Source organism: uncultured Campylobacter sp. (assembly GCF_938017615.1).
Classification (GTDB): Bacteria; Campylobacterota; Campylobacteria; order Campylobacterales; family Campylobacteraceae; genus Campylobacter_B.
The window spans coordinates 1-20,066 of sequence record NZ_CALIJA010000029.1; the positions used below are offsets into that span (position 1 = coordinate 1).

The window sequence follows — 20,066 nt, forward strand, 5'->3', positions numbered from 1 at the left end:
CCGACCAAAAGAGCTTTTCGATATCCTCTTCACGCTCGACCACGCGCATTCCGCGTCCGCCGCCGCCGGCTGCGGCTTTAATGATGACCGGATAGCCGATTTCGGCGGCTAGCTTGCGTGCCTCTTCGACGCTTGCGATCGCGCCGTCGCTGCCAGGCACTACAGGAATGCCCGCGCGCATCATCACTTGCTTGGCCTTGCTCTTATCACTCATTAAAGTCATCGCCTCGACGCTCGGACCGATAAATTTAATGCCGTGCTTGGCGCAAATTTCGACGAAATTTTGACTTTCACTCAAAAAGCCGTATCCCGGAAATATCGCGTCGGCTTCGGTTAGCTCGCACGCCGTGATGATCGCGGGGATATTTAGGTAGCTATCGCTGCTGCGCGGTCCGCCTATGCAGACCGACGCGTCGGCGTATTTGACGTAAAGCGCGTCTTGATCGGCGGTAGAGTGCACGACAATGGCTTGCTTGCCCATCTCTTGGATCGTGCGAAGCGCTCTAAGCGCTATCTCGCCGCGATTTGCGATTAGAATTTTCTTAAGCTCCCTCATAGCTTCTCGACCTCAAACAGCGCCATAGCGTATTCGACGGGCTGTCCGTCCTCGACGAGAGCTTTTTTGATGCGGCAGTCGAATTCCGCTTCGATCTCGTTCATAATCTTCATCGCTTCGATTATACCGATCGTATCGCCCTTATGCACGACCTGACCTACGCTCACGAACTCTGCCGCACCGGGACTTGGCGCTTTATAAAAAGTACCTACCATCGGGCTGTCGATCGTATCCATCGAGCCTTTTGTGGCGGGCTTATCGCCCACGAGCACGTTTACCGAAGGCGCAGCAAGTTGCGGAGCGGGTGCCGGTGCGGCGAGCTGAGGCGTGCTACCACCGCATGGGCCATATTTTTTTATCTCGATCTCAAAATCTTTATCTTTAATTTTTAGCTCGTTAATGCCTTGCTTTTCGCCGAAAAAGTCCATTAACTCTTTGATTTCTGCTTTTGTCATAAATTTCTCCTGAAAAAATTTGCGAAATTTTAGCTAAATTTTTATAATTGTTTCTTTAAATGGATTTTTGCGGGACTTTTAAGAAGTGCAAAGCGAAATTTACGACAGAATTTGCGGGCTGATTTTAAGGATTTACGGAGCGAGATTTGCCTCGTTCATTTTAAGCTCGAACTTCGCAAGCGAAACACGAAATTTTGCCGTAAGAGCGCAGGATGATTTTAAATCCTTTAAATTTAGCACTTAATTTTACGACCGAAATTCTACGCCCAAGCCCCGAGCGCGAAAATTCCGTGCCTTGCTTTTCTTTAAAATTTTATACCGAAATATTATTTTAAAGCCTCACGCCGAAATTCTATCCACGCGAAGCCCTATGTGTTAATGTGTCGCAAAAAAGCTCTGAATTTTCGCTTTATCGCTCGTTTTGCTAAGAGCCAGCATCAGCAGCACGCGCGCCTTTTGCGGATTTAGATTATCGGCGGTTAAAAAGCCGAGCTTAGCGTCGTCCACCTCTGAGCCTACGCTAGTTGAGCCGCTACCGGTGCGGCTTGAGCGCACGACTATCACGCCCGCTTCGCTAGCTTTTGCAAGCGCAGCCTCCGTATCGGGGTATAAATTTCCGTTTCCCATGCCGGCGACTACGATACCCTTAGCGCCCTTTTGCACCGCTGCATCGACCAAATCGCCGCTATCTTGCGCGTGTCCATAGATGATATCGACGCGCGGCAAGGCTTTGAGGTCCTTGATATTAAACTCGCTTGCGACGGTGTGTTTGCGAAGCGGCGCCATATAGAAATTTATGACGCCATAATTTACGGTGCCGATCTTGCCGGAATTCGGCGAGGCAAAAGCCGCAACGTTAGTAGTATTTGTTTTCGTAACCTCGCGCGCGGCGTGGATTTCGTCGTTCATTACTACAAGAGCGCCCTTTTCGCGAGCGTTTTTATCTGCCGCGACGCTTACGGCGTTATAGATATTCAAAGGGCCGTCCGCGCTCATCGAATCGGCGTTTCGCATCGCGCCCACCAAAACGATCGGTTTTTTAGATTTTACTACCAGGCTTAAAAAATACGCCGTCTCCTCCATCGTATCGGTTCCGTGCACGATGACGACTCCATCGACGTCGTTTTTAGTAAGCAGCTCGCTTACGCGGTTTGCAAGCTTGAGCCAAATTTCATCATTCATCTCCTGCGAGCCGATATTTGAAATTTGTTCGCTTTTAATCGTAGCTAAATCCCCTAGCTGCGGTACTGCCGATAAGATATCTTCTACACCCTTTGAGCCTGCGGTATAGTTGCCCTCCGTGGCACTTGCGCTACTGCCTGCGATCGTGCCTCCGGTAGCTAAAATATAAATATTTGGCTTCGCAGCAGCCAAAGATGACGCGATAAAAAACGTAATAAACGCAAATTTCTTGAGTAGTCCCATAATTACTCCTTAAAAAGTGATAAAATTTTTATAATTTAAGCAAAATTCTAGCATAAAATTTTTATTATATTTTATTTTGCTGCTATAATGCGCGAAAAATTTTGATTATTTTAAGGAAATTTTATGGGACTGAAAAGCGATAAATGGATCAGACAGATGTCGCAGCAGCACGATATGATAGCGCCCTTTTGCGAGGAAAATATCGGCCGCGGCGTCGTTAGCTACGGGCTTTCGAGCTATGGATACGACATACGCGTAGCGCGCGAATTTAAAATTTTTACAAACGTCGGCGGAACGGTCGTCGATCCTAAAAATTTCGACGCAAAAAACGTCGTGGACTTTGAGGGCGACGTCTGCATCGTGCCGCCGAATTCCTTTGCTCTAGCGCGCACTATCGAATACTTCAAAATGCCGCGCGACGTGCTTGCGATCTGCCTCGGTAAAAGCACCTACGCGCGCTGCGGCATCATCGTAAACGTAACGCCGTTTGAGCCGGGCTTTGAAGGGCATATCACGATTGAAATTTCCAACACCACGCCGCTGCCTGCAAAAATTTACGCGAACGAAGGCATCGCGCAGGTTTTGTTTCTGCAAGGAGACGAGCCGTGCGAGGTGAGCTACTGCGATAAAAAGGGCAAATACCAAAGCCAAAAGGGCATCACGCTGCCTAGAATTCTAAAGGATTAAACAATGAAAAATTTAATCATCGTAGAATCCCCCGCAAAAGCCAAAACGATCAAAAATTTCTTAGGTGCTGATTACGACGTAATCGCGTCTAAAGGCCATATCCGCGACCTTCCTAAAAAACGCTTCGGCATCAAAATCAAAGATAAAAGCTTCGAGCCCGAATACGAAATCAGCGCCGATCATGATCAGATCGTAAAGCAGATAAAGACGCTGGCTAAAAAGGCGGATCAAATTTATCTCGCGACGGACGAGGACCGCGAAGGCGAGGCGATCGCCTATCATATCGCTGCTTCGATCGGCAAGCAGGCACAGGAGCTGCCGCGCATCGTATTTCACGAGATCACCAAAAGCGCGATCTCAAACGCGCTAAGTTCGCCGCGCAAGCTCAATATCGCAAGCGTAAACGCCCAACAAGCGCGCCGCCTGCTCGATCGCATCGTGGGCTACAAACTAAGTCCGCTTTTAAATTTAAAGATCCAGCGCGGCTTAAGCGCGGGTCGCGTCCAAAGCGCCGCGCTTAAGATCGTCGTCGATCGCGAGCGTGAAATTTTAAATTTTAAGCCGGTAGAATTCCACAGCATCGACGCGGTTTTTAAGAAGGACTTGGAAGCCGAGCTCGTGGAATTTCGCGGCAAAAAGATGGAAAAGCTCTCGATCAAAAACGCGGCGCAGGCTAGCGAGATCGTCCTGACGCTGCAAAAAGACAGATTTAGCGTAGAGAGTATCGAGAGCAAATCGCGCAAAACAAACCCTTACCCGCCGTTTATGACCTCGACGCTGCAACAGGCGGCAAGCACGGCTCTGGGCTTTAATCCGCGCAAGACGATGAGCCTCGCGCAGAGCCTTTACGAGGGCGTCAATACCAAAAACGGCGGCGCGATCACCTATATGCGAACCGACTCGCTAAATATCGCTAAAGAAGCGATCGCGGCGGCTCGCGAGCTAATCGAGCAGCGCTTCGGCGAAAAGTATCTACCGAAAAGCGCGAATTTATACGCTACCAAAAGTAAAGGCGCGCAGGAAGCGCACGAAGCGATAAGGCCTACCGATCTGAAGCTTACCCCCGAGCTCGCGCAAAAGATCCTGCCTCGCGACGAGTACCGCCTTTACGCACTCATCTACAACCGCTTCGTAGCCTCGCAGATGAGCCCTAGCGTCTCGCAGATCCAAACGATCATCGTGCGCGGCGAAACGGGCGCATTTAAGATCAGCGGACGCAAAGTGGAATTTGACGGATTTTATAAGGCTTACGGCGATCTGGATAAAGATAAAATTTTACCGAGCCTTAGCGCGGGCGACGCGATGAGCCTGCAAAGCCTGAGCTCGCAGCAGCATTTCACCGAGCCGCCGGCGCGCTATTCGGAAGCAAGCCTCATCAAAAAGCTCGAAAGCCTAGGTATCGGCAGGCCCTCGACCTATGCGCCTACCATCTCGCTGCTTACGGCGCGCAACTACGTAAATATCGAGCAAAAGCACCTGGTGCCGAGCGAGATCGCCTTTAAGATCACCGAGATGCTGGAGCGAAATTTTAAAAACATCGTCGATAGCGAGTTCACCTCCAAAATGGAAGAGAAGCTCGACGACATCGCCGAAAACAAAGCGGACTGGCAGCAAATTTTGGCGGATTTTTACTACCCTTTTATGGACGAGATCGCCAAAGGAAAAACGTCGATCGCAAGCCAAAAACTAGCCGAAAAGATCGGCGAAACCTGCCCGAACTGCGGAGGCGAGCTACTTAAGAGGCAGGGCAGGTTCGGCGAGTTCATCGCTTGCTCGAACTATCCGAAATGCAAATACTCGCGAAACGCGGACGCTAGCGCCGAGGGGGCGAGCGAGGAGAAGGCGGCGCCCGAAGTGTTAGATGAGAAATGCCCGCAGTGCGGTAAAAATTTGATCAAGCGCAAGGGCAGATACGGCGAGTTTATCGCTTGCGAGGGCTATCCGAAGTGCAAATACTCGCGCAAAATCGAGGGCGCGGCAAAGGAGAAAAAGCCGCTGCTCTCCACCGGCGTTAAGTGCCCGAGCTGCGGTACCGGCGAGATCGTCGAGCGCTTCTCCAGACGCGGCAAATTTTACGGCTGCACGAACTACCCCAAATGCGGCTTTGTGAGCAACTACGCGCCGATTGCGCGCGCGTGCCCGCAGTGCGGCAACTCATACATGCTCCGCAAAGAGCTGAAAAAAGGTAATTTCGCCGAGTGTCCGCAGTGCAAGCTTAAAGAAGAGATCGATTGATAATAGGCGTCATCTCGGACTCTCATCGCGAAACAAAGGTCGCTGCCAGCGCCATAGAGTGGCTGCTCGCGCGAGGAGCGGATCTGCCCGTGCACGCGGGCGACATCGTCGAGAGCGAGACGCTGCGGCTTTTGCGACAAAGCGGCAAGCCCTACTTTGCAGTTCTTGGCAACAACGACGAAGCGCTTGCGGAGCTAAAAAATGAGTTTAACCTGCACGATGAGCCCTTTTGCACGGAGTTTACGGGACTACGACTAAAAATAATGCACCATCCGTTTTATCTCTTTGACGAGGAGCCCGCAGCGCAAAACGAAGCAGACGGGTTAAATTTAGACGCGGATTTAGGTGCGGGTGCGGATCGCGCGGTAAATTTTCGCAAGGATTTCGGCGCAGACCTAGTCAAAAATTCTAGCTTTAGCAACGAAGTAAGTTGTGGTGTAAATTTAGGCTCAAACTGCGGAGCAGATCGCAGAGAAATTTTAATCGCAAATTCTAAAGCGGCGGATCGCTCGGCAAATTTAGACGCAAATTCTAATGGCGCGGACGTTGATAAAATTTTAGATAGTGCGCTCCGCGCAGACGAAAATTTCAAAAACGCGCATAAAGCGAGCGTAAATTTAAAAAGTGGGCAATCCGCGGGTTTAAATGCGAGCTTGAGCTTGAATGCAGGCGCGAACTCAAACGTAAATTTAGACTTAGGCGCAGACCTCGCTTTAAGCCCGAACGCAAATTTAAACTCAAATGCAAGCGCAAATTTAGCCACTAATACGAGCCCAGATATGCACTCTAAAGCAAGCTCGAGTGCGGATCGCACAGCAAATTTAACGGCGCCGAGTTTAAGCGCAAATTTAGTCGCGCCGAACTTGGACGCAAATTTAGTCACACAAAACTTGGGCTCAAATTTGACCGCGAATTCTGACCCTAATACAAGCGGCGAAAGTAAAAATCGGGGTCCGTGCGAGCGCGGCGCGGATAAAATTTCAACTATCAAAATTTACGGCCACCCCCACTATTTCGCCACGGCGGTGGATAAAAACGGCGCGCTCGTGCTAAATCCGGGCGAGATTTACGGGCACAAAAAGCGACTTTCCGGTTTGCCTGCGTTGTGGCGAAGAGCGAAAATTGCGCATATTTCGTCTCCGCTCGCAGCGCAAAGAACTATAAAGCGACCGAAAGGAAGTCTTGAAATGATAAGAAAAGCCCCTGAGCAACCAGAGAAAATGCTAGAAAGATACGAAAAAATTCTAAAACAGCGTGAGAAAAATATAAAAGGGTGCGAGGCCAAAGCGTATGAATGAAATTTACGTCCTAATCGCGCTATCGTTTTTGATCTTTGCTTCGCCCTTTTTGGCTAGCCTAGCTAGAATTCCGCTCTCGCCTATGGAGATCATGCTTGGCATCATAGCTGCAAATTTAGGGCTTTTGCCGCCAAGCGCGACCTTCGATCTAGCCGCTCAGATCGGCTTTTGTTATCTTATGTTTTTGGCGGGTTGCGAGGTGGATTTCCGCGCGCTGCTTGCGATGCCGCGTAAAATTCTGCGGCTAATCCTAATCTTTTTGGCGCTGCTTTATATCCTAAGCGCGCTTGCGGTTTGGATGTTTGAACTGCCGCAGATGCTTATCATCGCAGCGCCTCTGATGAGCGTCGGGCTGCTTTCGGCGCTGTATAAGGAGTACGGCAAGGATCAAGCGTGGCTCAATCTCGCGATGCCCGCGGGCGTGATCGGCGAGCTCATAAGCATCGCCGTCCTCACGGTGGGCGGCATCTACCTTAAAAACGGCTTCGGCGTGGAGATGGCGCTTCACATCGGCGCGCTTTTGGGCTTTTCGGTCGCCGCGCTAGCGGTTTTTAAAGGGCTTGAAATTCTATTTTGGTGGTTCCCTGCGCTAAAAACGGTCATCATGCCCAAATACGACAAAAACGAAAAGGACGTGCGATTTGCGATGGCGCTGTTTTGCCTCATCTGCGCGGGAGTGATGCTTTTGGGGCTTGAGGTCGTAATCGGCGCCTTCATCGCAGGCACCTTTCTGCCGACCTTTTTCTCGCACAAGGATGACCTCATCGAAAAGTTATCGTCGTTCGGCTTTGGCTTTTTGGTGCCGATATTTTTCATACACACCGGAGCCGTGATCAAGCTAGAAGCGCTTCTTATGCCCGGAGTGATGAGCTTTGCCGCGAGCCTAGCGGCGCTGATGTTTGGCATCAGACTGCTTGCGAGCGCTACGTTTTTAAGCACTCTGGGGCGCAAAGGCGCGGTGCTTTTCGCGCTATCGTTATCTATGCCGCTAACCCTCGTCATCGCCACGGCGACGCTTTTTTACTCCACCGCCGCGATATCGCAAGAGATATACTTCGCGATGATCATCGCCTCGCTCATAGAGGCGCTCGCGTCGATGATTTTGATAAATTTTATTTACAAGAAATTTTAGGACGGGAATTTTAGAATTTTGAAATTATAGGATTTTGGAATTCTAGAATTTCAAAATTCCGTGAAATTCTAGAATTCTATGAAATTTGATTTTATGCGGGACTAAAATGAAGTTAAATTTAAAGCTCTATTTTGCGGCGCGATCGGTTAAATCTTGAAGTTCCATAGTGTAGTTTGGGATTTGCTCGCGAGTAGAATAACCATACGCTTTTAATATTACATTCAACAGCTTAATTATATCGCTTACCGACAAAAGAGATGTTTGCTTTAGATTTAGATTGAGCAGTTTCCAAATTCTATGGAATTCTTCGGGTCTCAATGCTTCATCGATATCATAATCAAGGGTGACTTCAATAACTTCACCATTATAATATAAAATCCAAATTCCTTTAGAATCAGTGCCATGGTCATAATCTGGATCAGGAAAACTATAAATTTTCCATAGCCAACAATCCGCGTCTCGATCAATAGTCCAACCAAGCTCGTTAATAAAAGTCTCATAGTATGGATTATATTTGTAGTAAATTTTACTCAATCCATACTTCTCATCATCATCTTTGGTGATGATTGCATTTTCAAACGCCATCTGCGCTCCTTGAGATTTAAAATTTAGCGTGCAAACAGAAATTTCAAGTGCAAATTTTATGCGGATTTCCGCTACGCAGCCGAAAATGACGAGTAAAGAAACGAATTCCAAACTCGCACGCTTAAAGATAGACCGGCGAGATTGCCGCGACCGCTAACTCCGCTCGCCGCGGATATATTTGCTCCGCTAGCCGTAGCAAAGCAAAAGCGGCTCGTTAGCAAAGCTAGCAATAAAATTAATCGCAACCCATATGCAAGATAGCATAACTGCACGATTTATGGACGGGCTAGCAAAACCAAAGCGAGCCGATTAAAATTTAAGCTTTAGCTTGCGGCGATTAAAAGCCGACTTAAGCTTGGACGCGGTGCGAGCGGTGTGCCGCATCTAGGCTTTAGCTACATTAAGACCGGAATTTTGGTCTTTTGCAGGAAGTATTTCGACGCACCGCCTAAGAATATCTCCTTGATGCCGCTGTCTGAGTGCAAGCCCGCGACGATTAGATCGAAATCGCCCGCGTCTGCATACTCTAGTAGCACCTGCCCAGGGATCTTACCCTCGGCGTTTAACGCCTCAAAAACATCAATTTTAACGTCATGCAAGGCTAGATAGTCGCTTATACGGCGCTTAGTTTCGGCAAGATCATCCTGAAGGTAGTGATTTGCGGTAATAACGGTAATAGATTTGGCGCGCTGCAAAAGCTCCAGCCAATTATCGAGCGCTCGCGCAGATGCCGCAGTGCCGGTAAGCGAAACTAAAATTTTATCCGCCTTAAACTCCTTCAGCTTGCGCGGTATGACGATGCAAGGCTTGCCGCTTTTAGTGACCGCCGCCTCGAACGTGCCGGTGATAGAGCCCGTAGGCGGCACCGAGACCAGTACTAAATCGCAATATTTGGAGTATTTCTCGACCAGCTCGGAGCGGATGCCCACCATATGCCTCAAAGCGGCGCTATTTGGGACGTGATCGTCGTCGTTTTGATCTAGGCCCAGCTTGGCGCATTCGGCGTCGAAGATCGCCTTAATCTCCTCGCGCTCAGCCCTCATCTCATCGCCCGCTGATTTTAAAAATTCCTCCATCAGCACGCCGCCTTTTAGCGTCATACGCACATTGTAGATCATCTTAGGATCGAGCTGGCACGCCATTATGTTGATGTGTGTGCCGAAAAATTTATTCACGAGCAGCGCTCCGTGTATGCGCTCTGCCAGCTCCTCGCCGCCGCCGATAGGGAAAAATATCTTTTTAAGCTGCATCTTTACGCTCCTAATTAAAATTTTAAGCTAATTCCAGTGAAATTTTAGTGCCTTTCTGATCGGTCACGCGCACTCGCACTACATCGCCCGCCTTGTAAGGCGTTGTGATAAATTTAGCGCGCAGCAGTCCGTCCACGCCGTCTCGTAGCGAGATGAAGGTACCGAAATCCAGCACGCTTTGCACCACGCCGTCAAACTCCTCGCCGATCTGAAATTTTACCTCTTTGCGCTCATTGCGCGGCTTGCGAAAATCGCGAGAATTCGAGACTATCGATAAAATTTTCTCTTTCGCGCCCGATACGGCGCTAGCTTTGGCGCCTTGAATCTTGACCTCACCCTTTTCTCGATCCAGATCGATATTTACGCCGAAGCTTTCGGTGATCTCTTTGATGACCTTGCCGCCCTGGCCGATGATGTCGGGGATTTTACTCGGATCGACGCTAAAAATTTCAAGCTTCGGAAGCACATCTTCATTTATGACGATCGCCGCGTCCGCCTGCTCCATAAGACCCAAAATATGCGCGCGAGCCTGCTTTGCCTGCGCTAGAGCCTCTTTTAAAACCTCCAGGCTGATGCCGCCGAGCTTGATATCCATCTGAAGCGCGGTGATGCCATCATAGGTGCCCGCGACCTTAAAATCCATATCTCCGTCGTGATCCTCAAGCCCCATTATGTCGGTTAGCACGGCATGCTTGTCGCCCTCAAAAATCAAACCCATCGCGACGCCCGCAACGAGCTTTAGCGTAGGCACGCCCGCTGCGCGCAATGAAAGTGCGCCGCCGCAGACCGAAGCCATCGAGCTTGAGCCGTTACTCTCTAAAATTTCGCTTACTACGCGGATGGACTGCGGCGAGTTTAGATCGATGCTCGGATACAGCGCCCTTTTGGCTAAATTTCCATGCCCCAGCTCGCGTCTGCCCGGGCTTTTGAGCGGGCTTGCTTCGCCGACGCAAAAGCCCGGGAAGTTGTAGTTAAACATAAATCTATCGCTGATCGGCTCAAGCTGCGTTAGGCTGTCGCTTAGCTGCGCGTCGCTATCGCCGCCCAGCGTAGTGACGACCAAAGCTTGCGTCTGCCCGCGCGTAAATAGGCAGCTTCCATGCGCGCACGGCAGGATATTTGTCTCGATACTGATCGGGCGCACCTCATCAAGCGCGCGTCCGTCGGCTCTTCGGCGATCCTCGATGATCTGCGTGCGGATGATGCCGCGCTTATACTTGCCGATGACGCTAGAGATCACCTCTTTGCTCCACTCGTTTTGCGCCGCGGCCTCGGTCGTCAAAATTTGATCCACGATTTTGTTTAGCTCGGTAGCGCGCTCGCTCTTTGCCATCTGATTGATCGCCGCTTTGACGGCGTCTTTGTAATTTGCGTCGATAAAGTCCGCAATATCCTCATCCTCGATCTCGGGCTTGTACTCTAGGCTCGCATCGGGCTTTTTAAGCGGCAAAAAAGCCTCTTCGTAGGCGCCCGAGCCTGCGCTTATCGCCTTTGCAGCAAAATCGATCGCATCCACCATCAGATCTTCGCTAAATTCATTCATCTGTTGCGCGCCGCCTCTAATCTGGGGCAGAGAGCGCATCTCAATCATCAAAAGCTCATCGCCGACGCCCGCTACGTAAAGATCGAGCGCGCTAGCTTTAAGCGCGGAGTTGCTCGGATTTAAGATGAAGCTTCCATTTTGATAGCCTATGCGCACGCCGCAAACGGGCGCTTTAATCGGGATGTCGCTAAGATACAGCGCCGCAGACGCCGCATTAAGAGCGACGACTTGCAGATCGACCTCGGGGTCCGCCGATAGCACGTAAACTACGATCTGCGTCGGATACGCATAGCCCTTCGGAAAGAGCGGGCGCAGCGAGCGATCTATGATGCGGCTGGTTAGCGTCTCAAAATCGCCCGGCTTGGTCTCGCGCTTGATGTAGCCTCCGGGGATTCTGCCTGCTGCGTACATCTTTTCGATATATTGCACGGTAAGGGGCAAAAAGTCCTCCTGCACCTGCGTCTCTTCGCGCGCTACGGTAGCGAGCACGACGGTATTTTTCACACGCAAAAGCGCCGCACCCGCGGCTTGCTTTGCGACCTTATTGATATCGAAAATTTCGGTATTGCCATTTACTTCAATTTTGCACTGCATTAATTTTCTCCTTGTTTTTGTTAGTCTCGTGAAACGGTAGATAAAGCGGGCATTTGTTTAAAATTTGCATTATCTCCTCCGCGCTTGAGAGCGTTTTTTCTTTGTAATAAAAATCCACGTTCACAAAATCTCTGATCTTGTGAACAGTATAAATTCCATCTACTAGCATGGCGATCTCGTCTGCATTATCGCTGCCGATAACGGGCGTGGCATAAAAGATCGCTTTGGCGTTTAAGCTTACGAGCGTCTTTATGCAAGTAAGTGCAGTCAGCCCGCTCTCACACCCCTCATCTACCAAGATGACGTTTTTTTTCTCTAAATTTCCCAAAAGCTCGCCCTTGCGAAATTTATACATGTTTTTTAAAATTTTCTCCTCATAAAGTCTGTTTGCCTGTCCGTAAACATAATCCAGGCTGATGCCAAAGCTTCGCACGAGCTCATCTACCATCACGATCTCTTGGGTTTCGCTTACGCACGCAATCGCACATTCAGGATTATTTGGCGCTAAAACGGGCTCTGTAAATAAAAACTCATAAGCAAGCCCTAGTTTTAGAGCAAGATGGTTTGCGATAGGAAGCGACTCCAGAGACTGGGCGATTATTAGAAAATTTTCGTTTTTGATCACGGTAGCGGGTAAAATTTCTGCGAGTTTCATCGCGGCGTCGATTTGGTTTTCAAACATCAGCTCAGCTCTAGGCGTCATTATTTTTCGCTTCCGTATTCGCTATTTACCGAAAAATCATACCCTACTCCGCCGAACGGATAGAAATTTACGAGAAAGTAAATTCCGCGCTCCTTGCTTGCTTTGCTGTAGCCCGTCGTACTAGTATTTTTAGGCTCGATATCCTCTTGATACACAAAAGAGTAATTCCAACACTTGCGCGTATGAGAAAGCCCCACGCGCCACATTTTAGAATAAGATCGCTCCAAGTCGTAATCCCAACGCCCAAAAATTTTATTATTCCTAGGCAAATTTACCGAAGCGTTTACGATGCCGTAGTTATCTTTCGTATAGCGTTTAGGCTCCATGCTTAGCTTTTCATATTCGTAAGCGTGACTAAGTCCAAAGCTAAAGTCGTCGTTGGAGTAGTTGGCGTAGGTATAGACCTTATCGAAGCTTTTATATTTATGCGAGTAGGTAAAGCGGTTTCCGATATTTAGCCCATTTGCAAAATACGCATCGATGCGGTGTTCTAAATCGTCGAACTCATGATCGTCGAAGTCATATCGCTGCTTGACGCTATGGCGTAAAAATTTACGTCCGTCTTCATTATAAAAAAACTGCGTCATACTTAAAGCTGCATTTTCGTGAGTGTATTCGTCACTAAGCTCGCTTAAGAAGTTATCCTCCCAATAAAGCGAGTCTTGCAAGTTACCTAGCCGCGAGCGATCTACTGCGCCGCGAGCAAGGTCGTATTTATACTGATGATACTTTAAAATTCTATCCTCGATGTCGCCTTGCTGCCAGCTTGGAATTCTAAAATCCGCCCTCCAGCTCATCGTATGATACAAGCTATCGTAAGCCCTGGCTACGTCGGTGTAGAGCGAAAGCTCGGTGTATTGATTAGCGTAGAAAGTGCTTTTATCCTCGCCAAGATCTCCGTTTGCGTAGTAGAATTTATCGTGCCAATCGATATTGGTCATATACACTCGCTCGGTAAAGGCGAAATTTAAATAATCCGCCAGTAGCGGCGTGCTTATACTAATCGGTACGTCAAACTCGTATTGACGAGCAGTCGCACCCTCCCATCTGGTGTAATTACGCGCCTTCGCATCAAGCGAATAGATCAAATTTGGCAGTCCCAAATCATTGCTAAATTTATGATATTGCAGCGTCGGAAGCTCTTGGACGGTATCTTCGTTGCGGAAGGTATTATCGGCGTTTAGCTTGCTTGTATCGATATAGTAGCGTCCGTAAGCGCCAAAATAGTGCTCGTCTGAGGTCAAATAATAATTCAGCCGTGAAGTTACGAGCGAGTTATCCGCATCGTTGCCAAGGCCTCCCTTTTGTTTGAGATCGTAATATTCCAGATCGTTTAACTGCGTAAAGTCGATCCATAAATTTTCGCGCAGATCGCCGTCTAGTAGATAGGTCGCAAGCTTGCTGCGATCGTATTGCACTTCAAAGCCGTGATGGCGCTCATTTTTGTATTCGAGGCGTTTTTGCGCTCGCGAGAAGTTATCGAAAACTCCACCTCTAATCTCGCCGTAAGAGTACGGGGATTCCGTAAAGCGAAAGGTACCGTAGGCGCCAAAGCCCCTTCTGCTGCGCACCTGCGGATCGAGCTGAAAATCCCAGCTATCGTAAGGCGCAAAATAGATCGGTTGCTTGTAGTAAATCCCCTCCTTGCTGATGTAGCCAGCCTCTGGAGGCAGTAGACCCGTGCGGCGCGTGCGATCAGTCGGGAAGCCGAAATACGGCAGATAGAGCACCGGCACGTCGCCCACGTAAAATCTCGGATTGAAAAGATGGAGGAATTTGCTCTCTTTATTGAGCATGCCGCTGCTAAATTTAATCCGCCAATCAGGATCGGTGACGTTGCAGCTAGATACGCTGGAGCCCTCCACGCGGTAATATTCGCTGTCGCTGCAGCTAGCGTCGTTTTGCATCCAAAGCTCGGAGTCCTTATCCATCATAAAATTTACGTCGGCTTGCTGCTTATCGTTTTTCAGATCGATTTTGACATGCTGCGCACGCGTGGTCTCGCTACTACCGCGCATTGCATTGACGTTGCCGAAAAGCTCGATGATGCCGTTTTGTTCGTCGTATGTAGCGCGATCGGCGGTGATGAAGTAGTCCTGCGAATACACCGTTACATTGCCGCTCGCCTCCGTCAAAAAGCCGTTTTTCTCGACATTATCTGCTATAAGCTCGACGTCTTGGACCTTTGCGCTCGCACTACTTGCTAAAAGAGCGCTAAAACTGAGCGCTAGAATTTTAAATTTTTTACTCTTTTTCAATCTCTACCACCAATGTTTTCGCCGCCATATCATGCAGGCTCTGACGCGAGTTCGTAAAAAGCGCCACCAAAAATCCCATATAAAAGATCATCTCGCTTATCAACCTAACCGCCGCGCGGATCGCTGCAGTAGCGATATCTATAGAGCTGCCGTCAGCGCGGACGCAGTAAATTTTAACCGCAAGCTTGCCTAGCGTCGCGCCGTATAGATAGACAAAAATCGCCTGATATAAAAATTTTATTATCGCGTAATGCAAAATGAATTTTGACGCGATCTTTTGTACCTCAAGATTGCTTCCGCTCTGCGCCGCTGCGACAAGCTCTGGCTCGTCGATAGCAAATAGCACGACCACAAAAAGCGTTACGCTCACCGCTTCGTCGATACTAAACGCAATTACGCGCTTGCCAAGCGGAGCGATGTTCAAATTTTATCTCTTAAGGCTTGATACGTGATATCGCGCCTATACTGCGCGCCGCTAAATTTTATATTTTCGCACAGCGCGTAAGCCGCATCGCGCGCCTGCTTTAGGCTCTGCGCGACGCCCACGCTTACCAAAACGCGCCCGCCGCTAGCGTAAATCTGCCCCTCCCGCTCGCTCACGCCCGCATAGCAGATATGCGCTCCCGCGGGAATTTCGCCCGTCTTGATCGGCTCAGGCTGCGAAGAACCGTAAGGGTAGCGCTCGCTAGCCATCACGACACCCACCGCAAATCGCTTTTTTAAGCTTATGCTGTTTAGCTTGCCTACGGCGGCGTTGTATAAAATTTCGCTCAAATTTCCGTCAATTAGCGGCATCAAAACCTCGCACTCCGGATCTCCGAAACGGACGTTGTACTCCAGCACATAAGGCTCGCCGCCCACGATCATAAGCCCCACGAACAGCACGCCGCAAAAGGGCGCACCCCGCCGCCTCATCCCTTTTAGCGTAGGCGCTACGATCTCGCTCTGTACTCTTTTTATCAGCGCGGTATCCGCCAAAGGACTTGGCGCATAAGCTCCCATGCCGCCGGTGTTCGGACCCAGATCGCCGTCAAGCAGCTTTTTATGATCCTGCGCTACGGGCAGACTTACGAAATTCTCCCCGTCGCAGATCGCAAAAAAGCTCAGCTCGAAGCCCTCTAAAAACTCCTCCACGACGACGCGCTTGCCCGCTTCGCCGAAACTTTCGCCGCTTAGCATATCCGCGGCGGCTTTTTTAGCTTCATCTTTGGAATTTGCGATGATGACGCCCTTGCCCGCGCACAGGCCGTCCGCTTTGACCACGACGCGACCGTCTAGGGTATCGATAAATTTTGAAATTTCGGATAGATCGTTGCTGCTTAGGAATTTTGCGGTTTTGATATGATTTCGCGCCAAAAAGTCCTTCATATAGGCTTTGGAGCCCTCAAGCTTCGCCGCAGCGGCGCTAGGACCGAATATGGCAAGACCTTGCGCTTTGAAAATATCCACGATACCTTTTGTAAGCGGCTCTTCGGCGCCCACAATGGTAAGAGCTATATCGTTGTTTTTGGCAAAGAGCGCGAGCTCATTAAAATCTTTTAAATCTAAATTTTTACCGAGCGCCTTCGTAGCGCCGTTTCCCGGAGCAAAATACAGATTTAAAACGTTTTTATCCTCGCGAAGTCTTAGCCCGATCGCGTATTCTCTACCGCCGCCGCCGATTATTAGGATATTCAATGAAGCCTCCGTAACGTAAAAAACCCAAGTGAGCGTTGCGTAAAAAGAATCGGCTCAAACAAAGCCAATCTTGCAACTAGGAAAAATCTCTAGGTCGCAACCCGTAACTTTAAAAAAGCTCGAGCCGAGCCGCGTCACACGGACCTCTCACGTCGTCGCTTATACAAATATGTTGAACCCTCATATAAAACGCTCTCGCTTCACCCAGGCTTGGGCAAAATTATAGTCTAAATTTGCTTAAACTATGGCAAAAGCGCCAGATCGACGCAGGATTTTATCGACATTCTTTCGCAGATTATCGGCTCGCAAAACTCGCTCAAAACGCTCGCCGTCGTCCTGCCGATACAGATCGCCCTGTAGCCCCCGTCCCAGCCGAAATTTGCGGTAAAGCCGCGGACGTTTTTAGGCGAGGTAAAAATCAGCGTGCTGCCTTGCGGCGGCTTTGCGGCGGCAGGCAGACTAAGGACGCAATTTTCATAGGCGATCACGCTTTGCAGCCGCACGCCGGCGCTAGATAGAATTTGCTCCAGCTTTGATACCGTCTGCCTCGCGCGCAGATACAGTGCGTCTCTGCCCCTTAGAAGCGGCGCGATCTCCGCGGCAAACTCGTTTCCGTGCCCGTGCCGCGCCGTATAAATGCCGCGAAATCCAAACTCGCGCGCAGCCGCAGCGCACGGCTCGCCGATAGCGTAAACGGGGGTATCTAAATCAGGCGAAATTTCATTAAATTTTATCGCCGCTACCGCATTTTTGGAGGTAAAAATTAGTGCGCCCGTCTGCGCAGGCAGGCTAAATTTGAGAAATTTTATCTCGCAGACCGCAAGCTGCCTCACCTGCGGATGATCAAATTTCGTATTAGACACCAAATATATCAAAACGCCCTCCAAAATATTTAAATTTACTTTGATTCAGCCTCACTCCTACCTCCACGACGCGTAGAAACAAAGAAAATATTATTTGATTTGCTTCGACTTAATTCTACTCCGAGCCGCCCTTTTTGCCTGGGCAAAACCGCCTGTCTGACCTGCCTACGCTTATTTAGTCACGCTTAAGCAGTCTAGCGGCGGCACGCTTTTTTAAAATTTTATCTCACTGTCTAAATTTGCAACCAAGCACTCCACTTTGCGCCGGCTCGGTCTTTTAAATTTAACTTTATAGCCTCAGGCGCCTTCTCTAAAGCCAGCTTAGGACGCGCCGCCGTTCTTAAATTTTACTTAGCGGGTCGCGGCAAGCACTTAAAACACTGTCGAGAGGCCCGCTCAGGACACAGCTAACGCGCCGCCGCTCACTAATCCCGCCTAGCCCGTGTATGCATCCACACAGATCGCCGAAGTTTCAAATTTAAAGACACGATCGCAAAATTTCAAAATTTTGCCGCTTAAATTTTGAAACACTTAAAATTTCATCCTCGCGCTTAAAAAACTCCGCTAGCGTGCTATTTTTTATTGCACTCTTTTTCGTTCTCATCGCCCCGCCGAGCTCAATGAAAAATGCCCGTCCTCGTCCGCTATATACTCGTAAAGCTCGCGCGCGTTCAAATTTGGCTCCTTAAATTTAGCCCTTTCAGCCACCCGTTTAAAATTTCAATCTGCGCCGCCACGCTCTCGTTCGCCGTACCTCCTTGCGACTTGCGCGCCTCCTTAGAAGCGTTTAGATCAAGAAATTTAACCGCACCCGCGCCCAAGCTTTCATCCACGCTTGCAAGCTGCTGCGCATTTAGCTCGCTCAAATCCAGGTCCAAATTTTCAGCATACGCCACGGCCTTGCCCGTGATAAAGTGCGCCCGGCGAAAGGGCACATTTTTCTCCCGCACGAGATAGTCCGCCAGATCGGTTGCAGTGAGGTGCCCGCGGCGCGTCATTGCGAGCATATTTTGCTCGTTAAATTTAGCCGTTTTTAACATCTGTTTTAAAATTTCAAGGCTCGCAAGCGCAGTGGAAACGCTGTCAAAAACGCCCTCCTTGTCCTCTTGCATATCCTTGTTGTAAGCTAGCGGCAAGCCCTTCATCACCGTTAGCAGCGCGACGAGATTGCCGTTTACGCGCCCAGTTTTGCCGCGGATGAGTTCGGCGACGTCGGGGTTTTTCTTCTGCGGCATGATCGAGCTACCCGTGCTGTAGGCATCGCTGATCGTGACAAAGCCAAACTCCTGCGAGCTCCACAAGATAAGCTCCTCGCACAGGCGCGACGCATGCGTCATCAGCACGCTTACGTTAAACAAAATCTCCAGCGCGAAGTCGCGGTCGCTGACGCTGTCCATCGCGTTTGGCGTCACTCCCGCAAACCCCAGCTGCTGCGCGACTAGCTCGCGATTTATCGGATGCGGCGTGCCGGCAAGCGCGGCGGAGCCTAGCGGGCAGAGGTTGTTTCGCTCGCGTGAGCTAGCAAAGCGCTCGTAGTCGCGGCGAAACATAAACGCGTAAGCTAGCAAATGATATGCAAGGCTCACGGGCTGAGCGTGCTGAAGGTGCGTGTAGCCGGGCATCAGCGTGTCTGCGTGCTTGCTAGCTATATCTCGCAGAGCCTCTACTAGCTCGCGGATTTTTTCGGCAACCTGAGCGCCGCTTTTAAGCACGTAGAGGCGAAAATCAAGCGCGACCTGATCGTTTCTGCTGCGTGCGGTGTGCAGCCTGCCGCCAAGATCGCTTCCGATGAGCTCGCTTAGGCGCTTTTCGACCGCCATGTGGATGTCCTCGTCGGCGGTTTTAAACTCAAATTTACCGCTTTTTATCTCCTCAAACACGGCGTCAAGCCCCGCGATGATCTTTTCGCTCTCGTCAGGCTTTAAAATCCCGCAGGCGCCGAGCATCCGAGCGTGCGCCTTGCTGCCTGCGATATCCTCCTGCCAAAGCGCCCTATCAAAGCCGATCGAGGCGTTAAACTCCTCCAAAAGCGCCGAACTCGCCTCGCTAAAGCGCCCTTCCCACATTTTTTTCACGCTCGCTCCTTCGTTTAAATTTTCGGTGATTTTATAAAATTTAAGCTAAAATAGCGCAAAATTTCGGCCTTTTGAGAGGAAAAACAATGATAGAGATGTTTTTATGCTCCTATTTTGCGGGCGCGGCGACGCTTTTTGAGGATTTTGCCGGGCAAAATATCCGCGCTAAAGAGGTGCTTTTTATCCCGACCGCCGCAAACGTAGAGGAGTACCGAGACTACGTGGACGAGGCGAAAGAGGCGTTTGCCAAAATGGGCTTTACGCTTCAAATTTTAGACATTTCAAAAGCGAGCGAGGCCGAAGCGAAGGCAAAGATCAGCGCAGCGCAGGTGCTTTACGTAAGCGGCGGCAACACCTTTTATCTTTTGCGCGAGCTTAAAAAGAAAGGTCTAGCAACCCTCATCGCAGATCGCGTCCGAAGCGGCGAGCTCATCTACGTGGGCGAGTCGGCGGGCGCGATGATCGCCGCACCCAGCGTGGAGTACGCGGGCGTGATGGACGATGCGGGCGAGTACGGGGCCGCGGCGCAAATGGGGCTTGATCTGGTTAAATTTTACCCAGTGCCGCACTACGGCGAGGAGCCTTTCGTGCAAAGCGCGGCTAAAATTTTAAAAGCTTACGGCGGCAAGTTAAAATTAGTGCCGATAAATAATGCCGAAGCGATCGCGGTGCACGGGGATAAATTTGAAATTTTGAGGCGGTAAATTTAAACGCACAGCGTTCTAAAAGC

17 protein-coding genes are annotated in these 20,066 nt (G+C 49.9%); 5 read left to right on the forward strand and 12 right to left on the reverse strand.

Going from position 1 to position 20,066, the window contains the following annotated elements; translation table 11 throughout:
* The 3 genes from Q0620_RS01230 to Q0620_RS01240 all read right to left on the reverse strand — a co-directional run.
* Positions 1 to 556: biotin carboxylase N-terminal domain-containing protein (locus Q0620_RS01230; RefSeq protein ID WP_298782873.1), on the reverse strand; the 556-nt coding region annotated here is incomplete at its 3' end.
* The gene (gene accB / locus Q0620_RS01235) at positions 553 to 1,011 is read right to left on the reverse strand and encodes an acetyl-CoA carboxylase biotin carboxyl carrier protein (RefSeq protein ID WP_298782874.1); all 459 of its coding nucleotides are present in this window, start codon (positions 1,009 to 1,011) and stop codon (positions 553 to 555) included. The genes Q0620_RS01230 and accB, both read right to left, overlap by 4 nt.
* 375 nt (positions 1,012 to 1,386) lie before the next feature.
* Positions 1,387 to 2,385, reverse strand: a complete 999-nt coding sequence (locus Q0620_RS01240; protein WP_297990138.1) for a type II asparaginase — start codon at positions 2,383 to 2,385, stop codon at positions 1,387 to 1,389.
* Positions 2,386 to 2,559: 174 nt separating this feature from the next.
* On the opposite strand from Q0620_RS01240, the gene dcd reads away from it, so the two are divergent.
* From dcd to Q0620_RS01260, 4 genes are read left to right on the forward strand one after another with little or no spacing between them, the layout of a single operon-like run.
* Positions 2,560 to 3,123, forward strand: a complete 564-nt coding sequence (gene dcd / locus Q0620_RS01245; RefSeq protein WP_005871523.1) for a dCTP deaminase — start codon at positions 2,560 to 2,562, stop codon at positions 3,121 to 3,123.
* A 3-nt stretch (positions 3,124 to 3,126) separates the two neighbouring features.
* Entirely contained in the window at positions 3,127 to 5,358 is a 2,232-nt protein-coding gene (gene topA / locus Q0620_RS01250) for a type I DNA topoisomerase (protein WP_298782875.1), read from the forward strand.
* Positions 5,355 to 6,656: a metallophosphoesterase family protein gene (locus Q0620_RS01255; protein ID WP_298782876.1), complete on the forward strand. Its 1,302-nt coding sequence runs from the start codon at positions 5,355 to 5,357 to the stop codon at positions 6,654 to 6,656. Before topA ends, Q0620_RS01255 begins: the two co-directional genes overlap by 4 nt.
* Entirely contained in the window at positions 6,649 to 7,788 is a 1,140-nt protein-coding gene (locus Q0620_RS01260; RefSeq protein ID WP_298782877.1) for a cation:proton antiporter, read from the forward strand. The genes Q0620_RS01255 and Q0620_RS01260 overlap by 8 nt, the downstream gene beginning before the upstream one ends.
* A 126-nt stretch (positions 7,789 to 7,914) precedes the next feature.
* Here Q0620_RS01260 and Q0620_RS01265 read toward each other — a convergent pair whose 3' ends face one another.
* From Q0620_RS01265 to argH, 9 genes are all read right to left on the reverse strand, one after another.
* A complete protein-coding gene (locus Q0620_RS01265) occupies positions 7,915 to 8,373 on the reverse strand; it encodes a hypothetical protein (protein WP_298782878.1) in 459 nt (152 codons plus the stop codon).
* A gap of 395 nt (positions 8,374 to 8,768) precedes the next feature.
* Positions 8,769 to 9,623 (reverse strand): universal stress protein, encoded by an 855-nt coding sequence (locus Q0620_RS01270; protein WP_298782879.1) that lies wholly within the window; start codon positions 9,621 to 9,623, stop codon positions 8,769 to 8,771.
* Between the two features lie 22 nt (positions 9,624 to 9,645).
* On the reverse strand, positions 9,646 to 11,760 hold the full coding sequence (locus Q0620_RS01275) for a polyribonucleotide nucleotidyltransferase (protein ID WP_298782880.1): 2,115 nt from the start codon (positions 11,758 to 11,760) through the stop codon (positions 9,646 to 9,648).
* Positions 11,744 to 12,463, reverse strand: coding sequence for a phosphoribosyltransferase family protein (locus tag Q0620_RS01280; RefSeq protein WP_298782881.1), 720 nt, complete (start codon positions 12,461 to 12,463; stop codon positions 11,744 to 11,746). The genes Q0620_RS01275 and Q0620_RS01280 overlap by 17 nt, the downstream gene beginning before the upstream one ends.
* A complete protein-coding gene (locus Q0620_RS01285) occupies positions 12,463 to 14,721 on the reverse strand; it encodes an LPS-assembly protein LptD (protein WP_298782882.1) in 2,259 nt (752 codons plus the stop codon). Before Q0620_RS01285 ends, Q0620_RS01280 begins: the two co-directional genes overlap by 1 nt.
* Positions 14,708 to 15,145 carry an RDD family protein gene (locus Q0620_RS01290; protein ID WP_298782883.1) on the reverse strand — a complete coding sequence of 146 codons (438 nt, stop codon included), beginning with the start codon at positions 15,143 to 15,145 and terminating at the stop codon, positions 14,708 to 14,710. Before Q0620_RS01290 ends, Q0620_RS01285 begins: the two co-directional genes overlap by 14 nt.
* Positions 15,142 to 16,398: a phosphoribosylamine--glycine ligase gene (purD, locus tag Q0620_RS01295; protein WP_298782884.1), complete on the reverse strand. Its 1,257-nt coding sequence runs from the start codon at positions 16,396 to 16,398 to the stop codon at positions 15,142 to 15,144. The genes Q0620_RS01290 and purD overlap by 4 nt, the downstream gene beginning before the upstream one ends.
* Before the next feature lie 242 nt (positions 16,399 to 16,640).
* The gene (locus Q0620_RS01300; protein ID WP_298782885.1) at positions 16,641 to 17,273 is read right to left on the reverse strand and encodes a uroporphyrinogen-III synthase; all 633 of its coding nucleotides are present in this window, start codon (positions 17,271 to 17,273) and stop codon (positions 16,641 to 16,643) included.
* 659 nt (positions 17,274 to 17,932) lie between these two features.
* Positions 17,933 to 19,327, reverse strand: a complete 1,395-nt coding sequence (gene argH / locus Q0620_RS01305) for an argininosuccinate lyase (protein ID WP_298782894.1) — start codon at positions 19,325 to 19,327, stop codon at positions 17,933 to 17,935.
* Between the two features lie 95 nt (positions 19,328 to 19,422).
* Between argH and Q0620_RS01310 the strand changes: the two genes are divergently transcribed.
* Positions 19,423 to 20,040, forward strand: a complete 618-nt coding sequence (locus Q0620_RS01310; protein WP_298782886.1) for a Type 1 glutamine amidotransferase-like domain-containing protein — start codon at positions 19,423 to 19,425, stop codon at positions 20,038 to 20,040.
* The last annotated feature ends 26 nt before the right edge of the window (positions 20,041 to 20,066 follow it).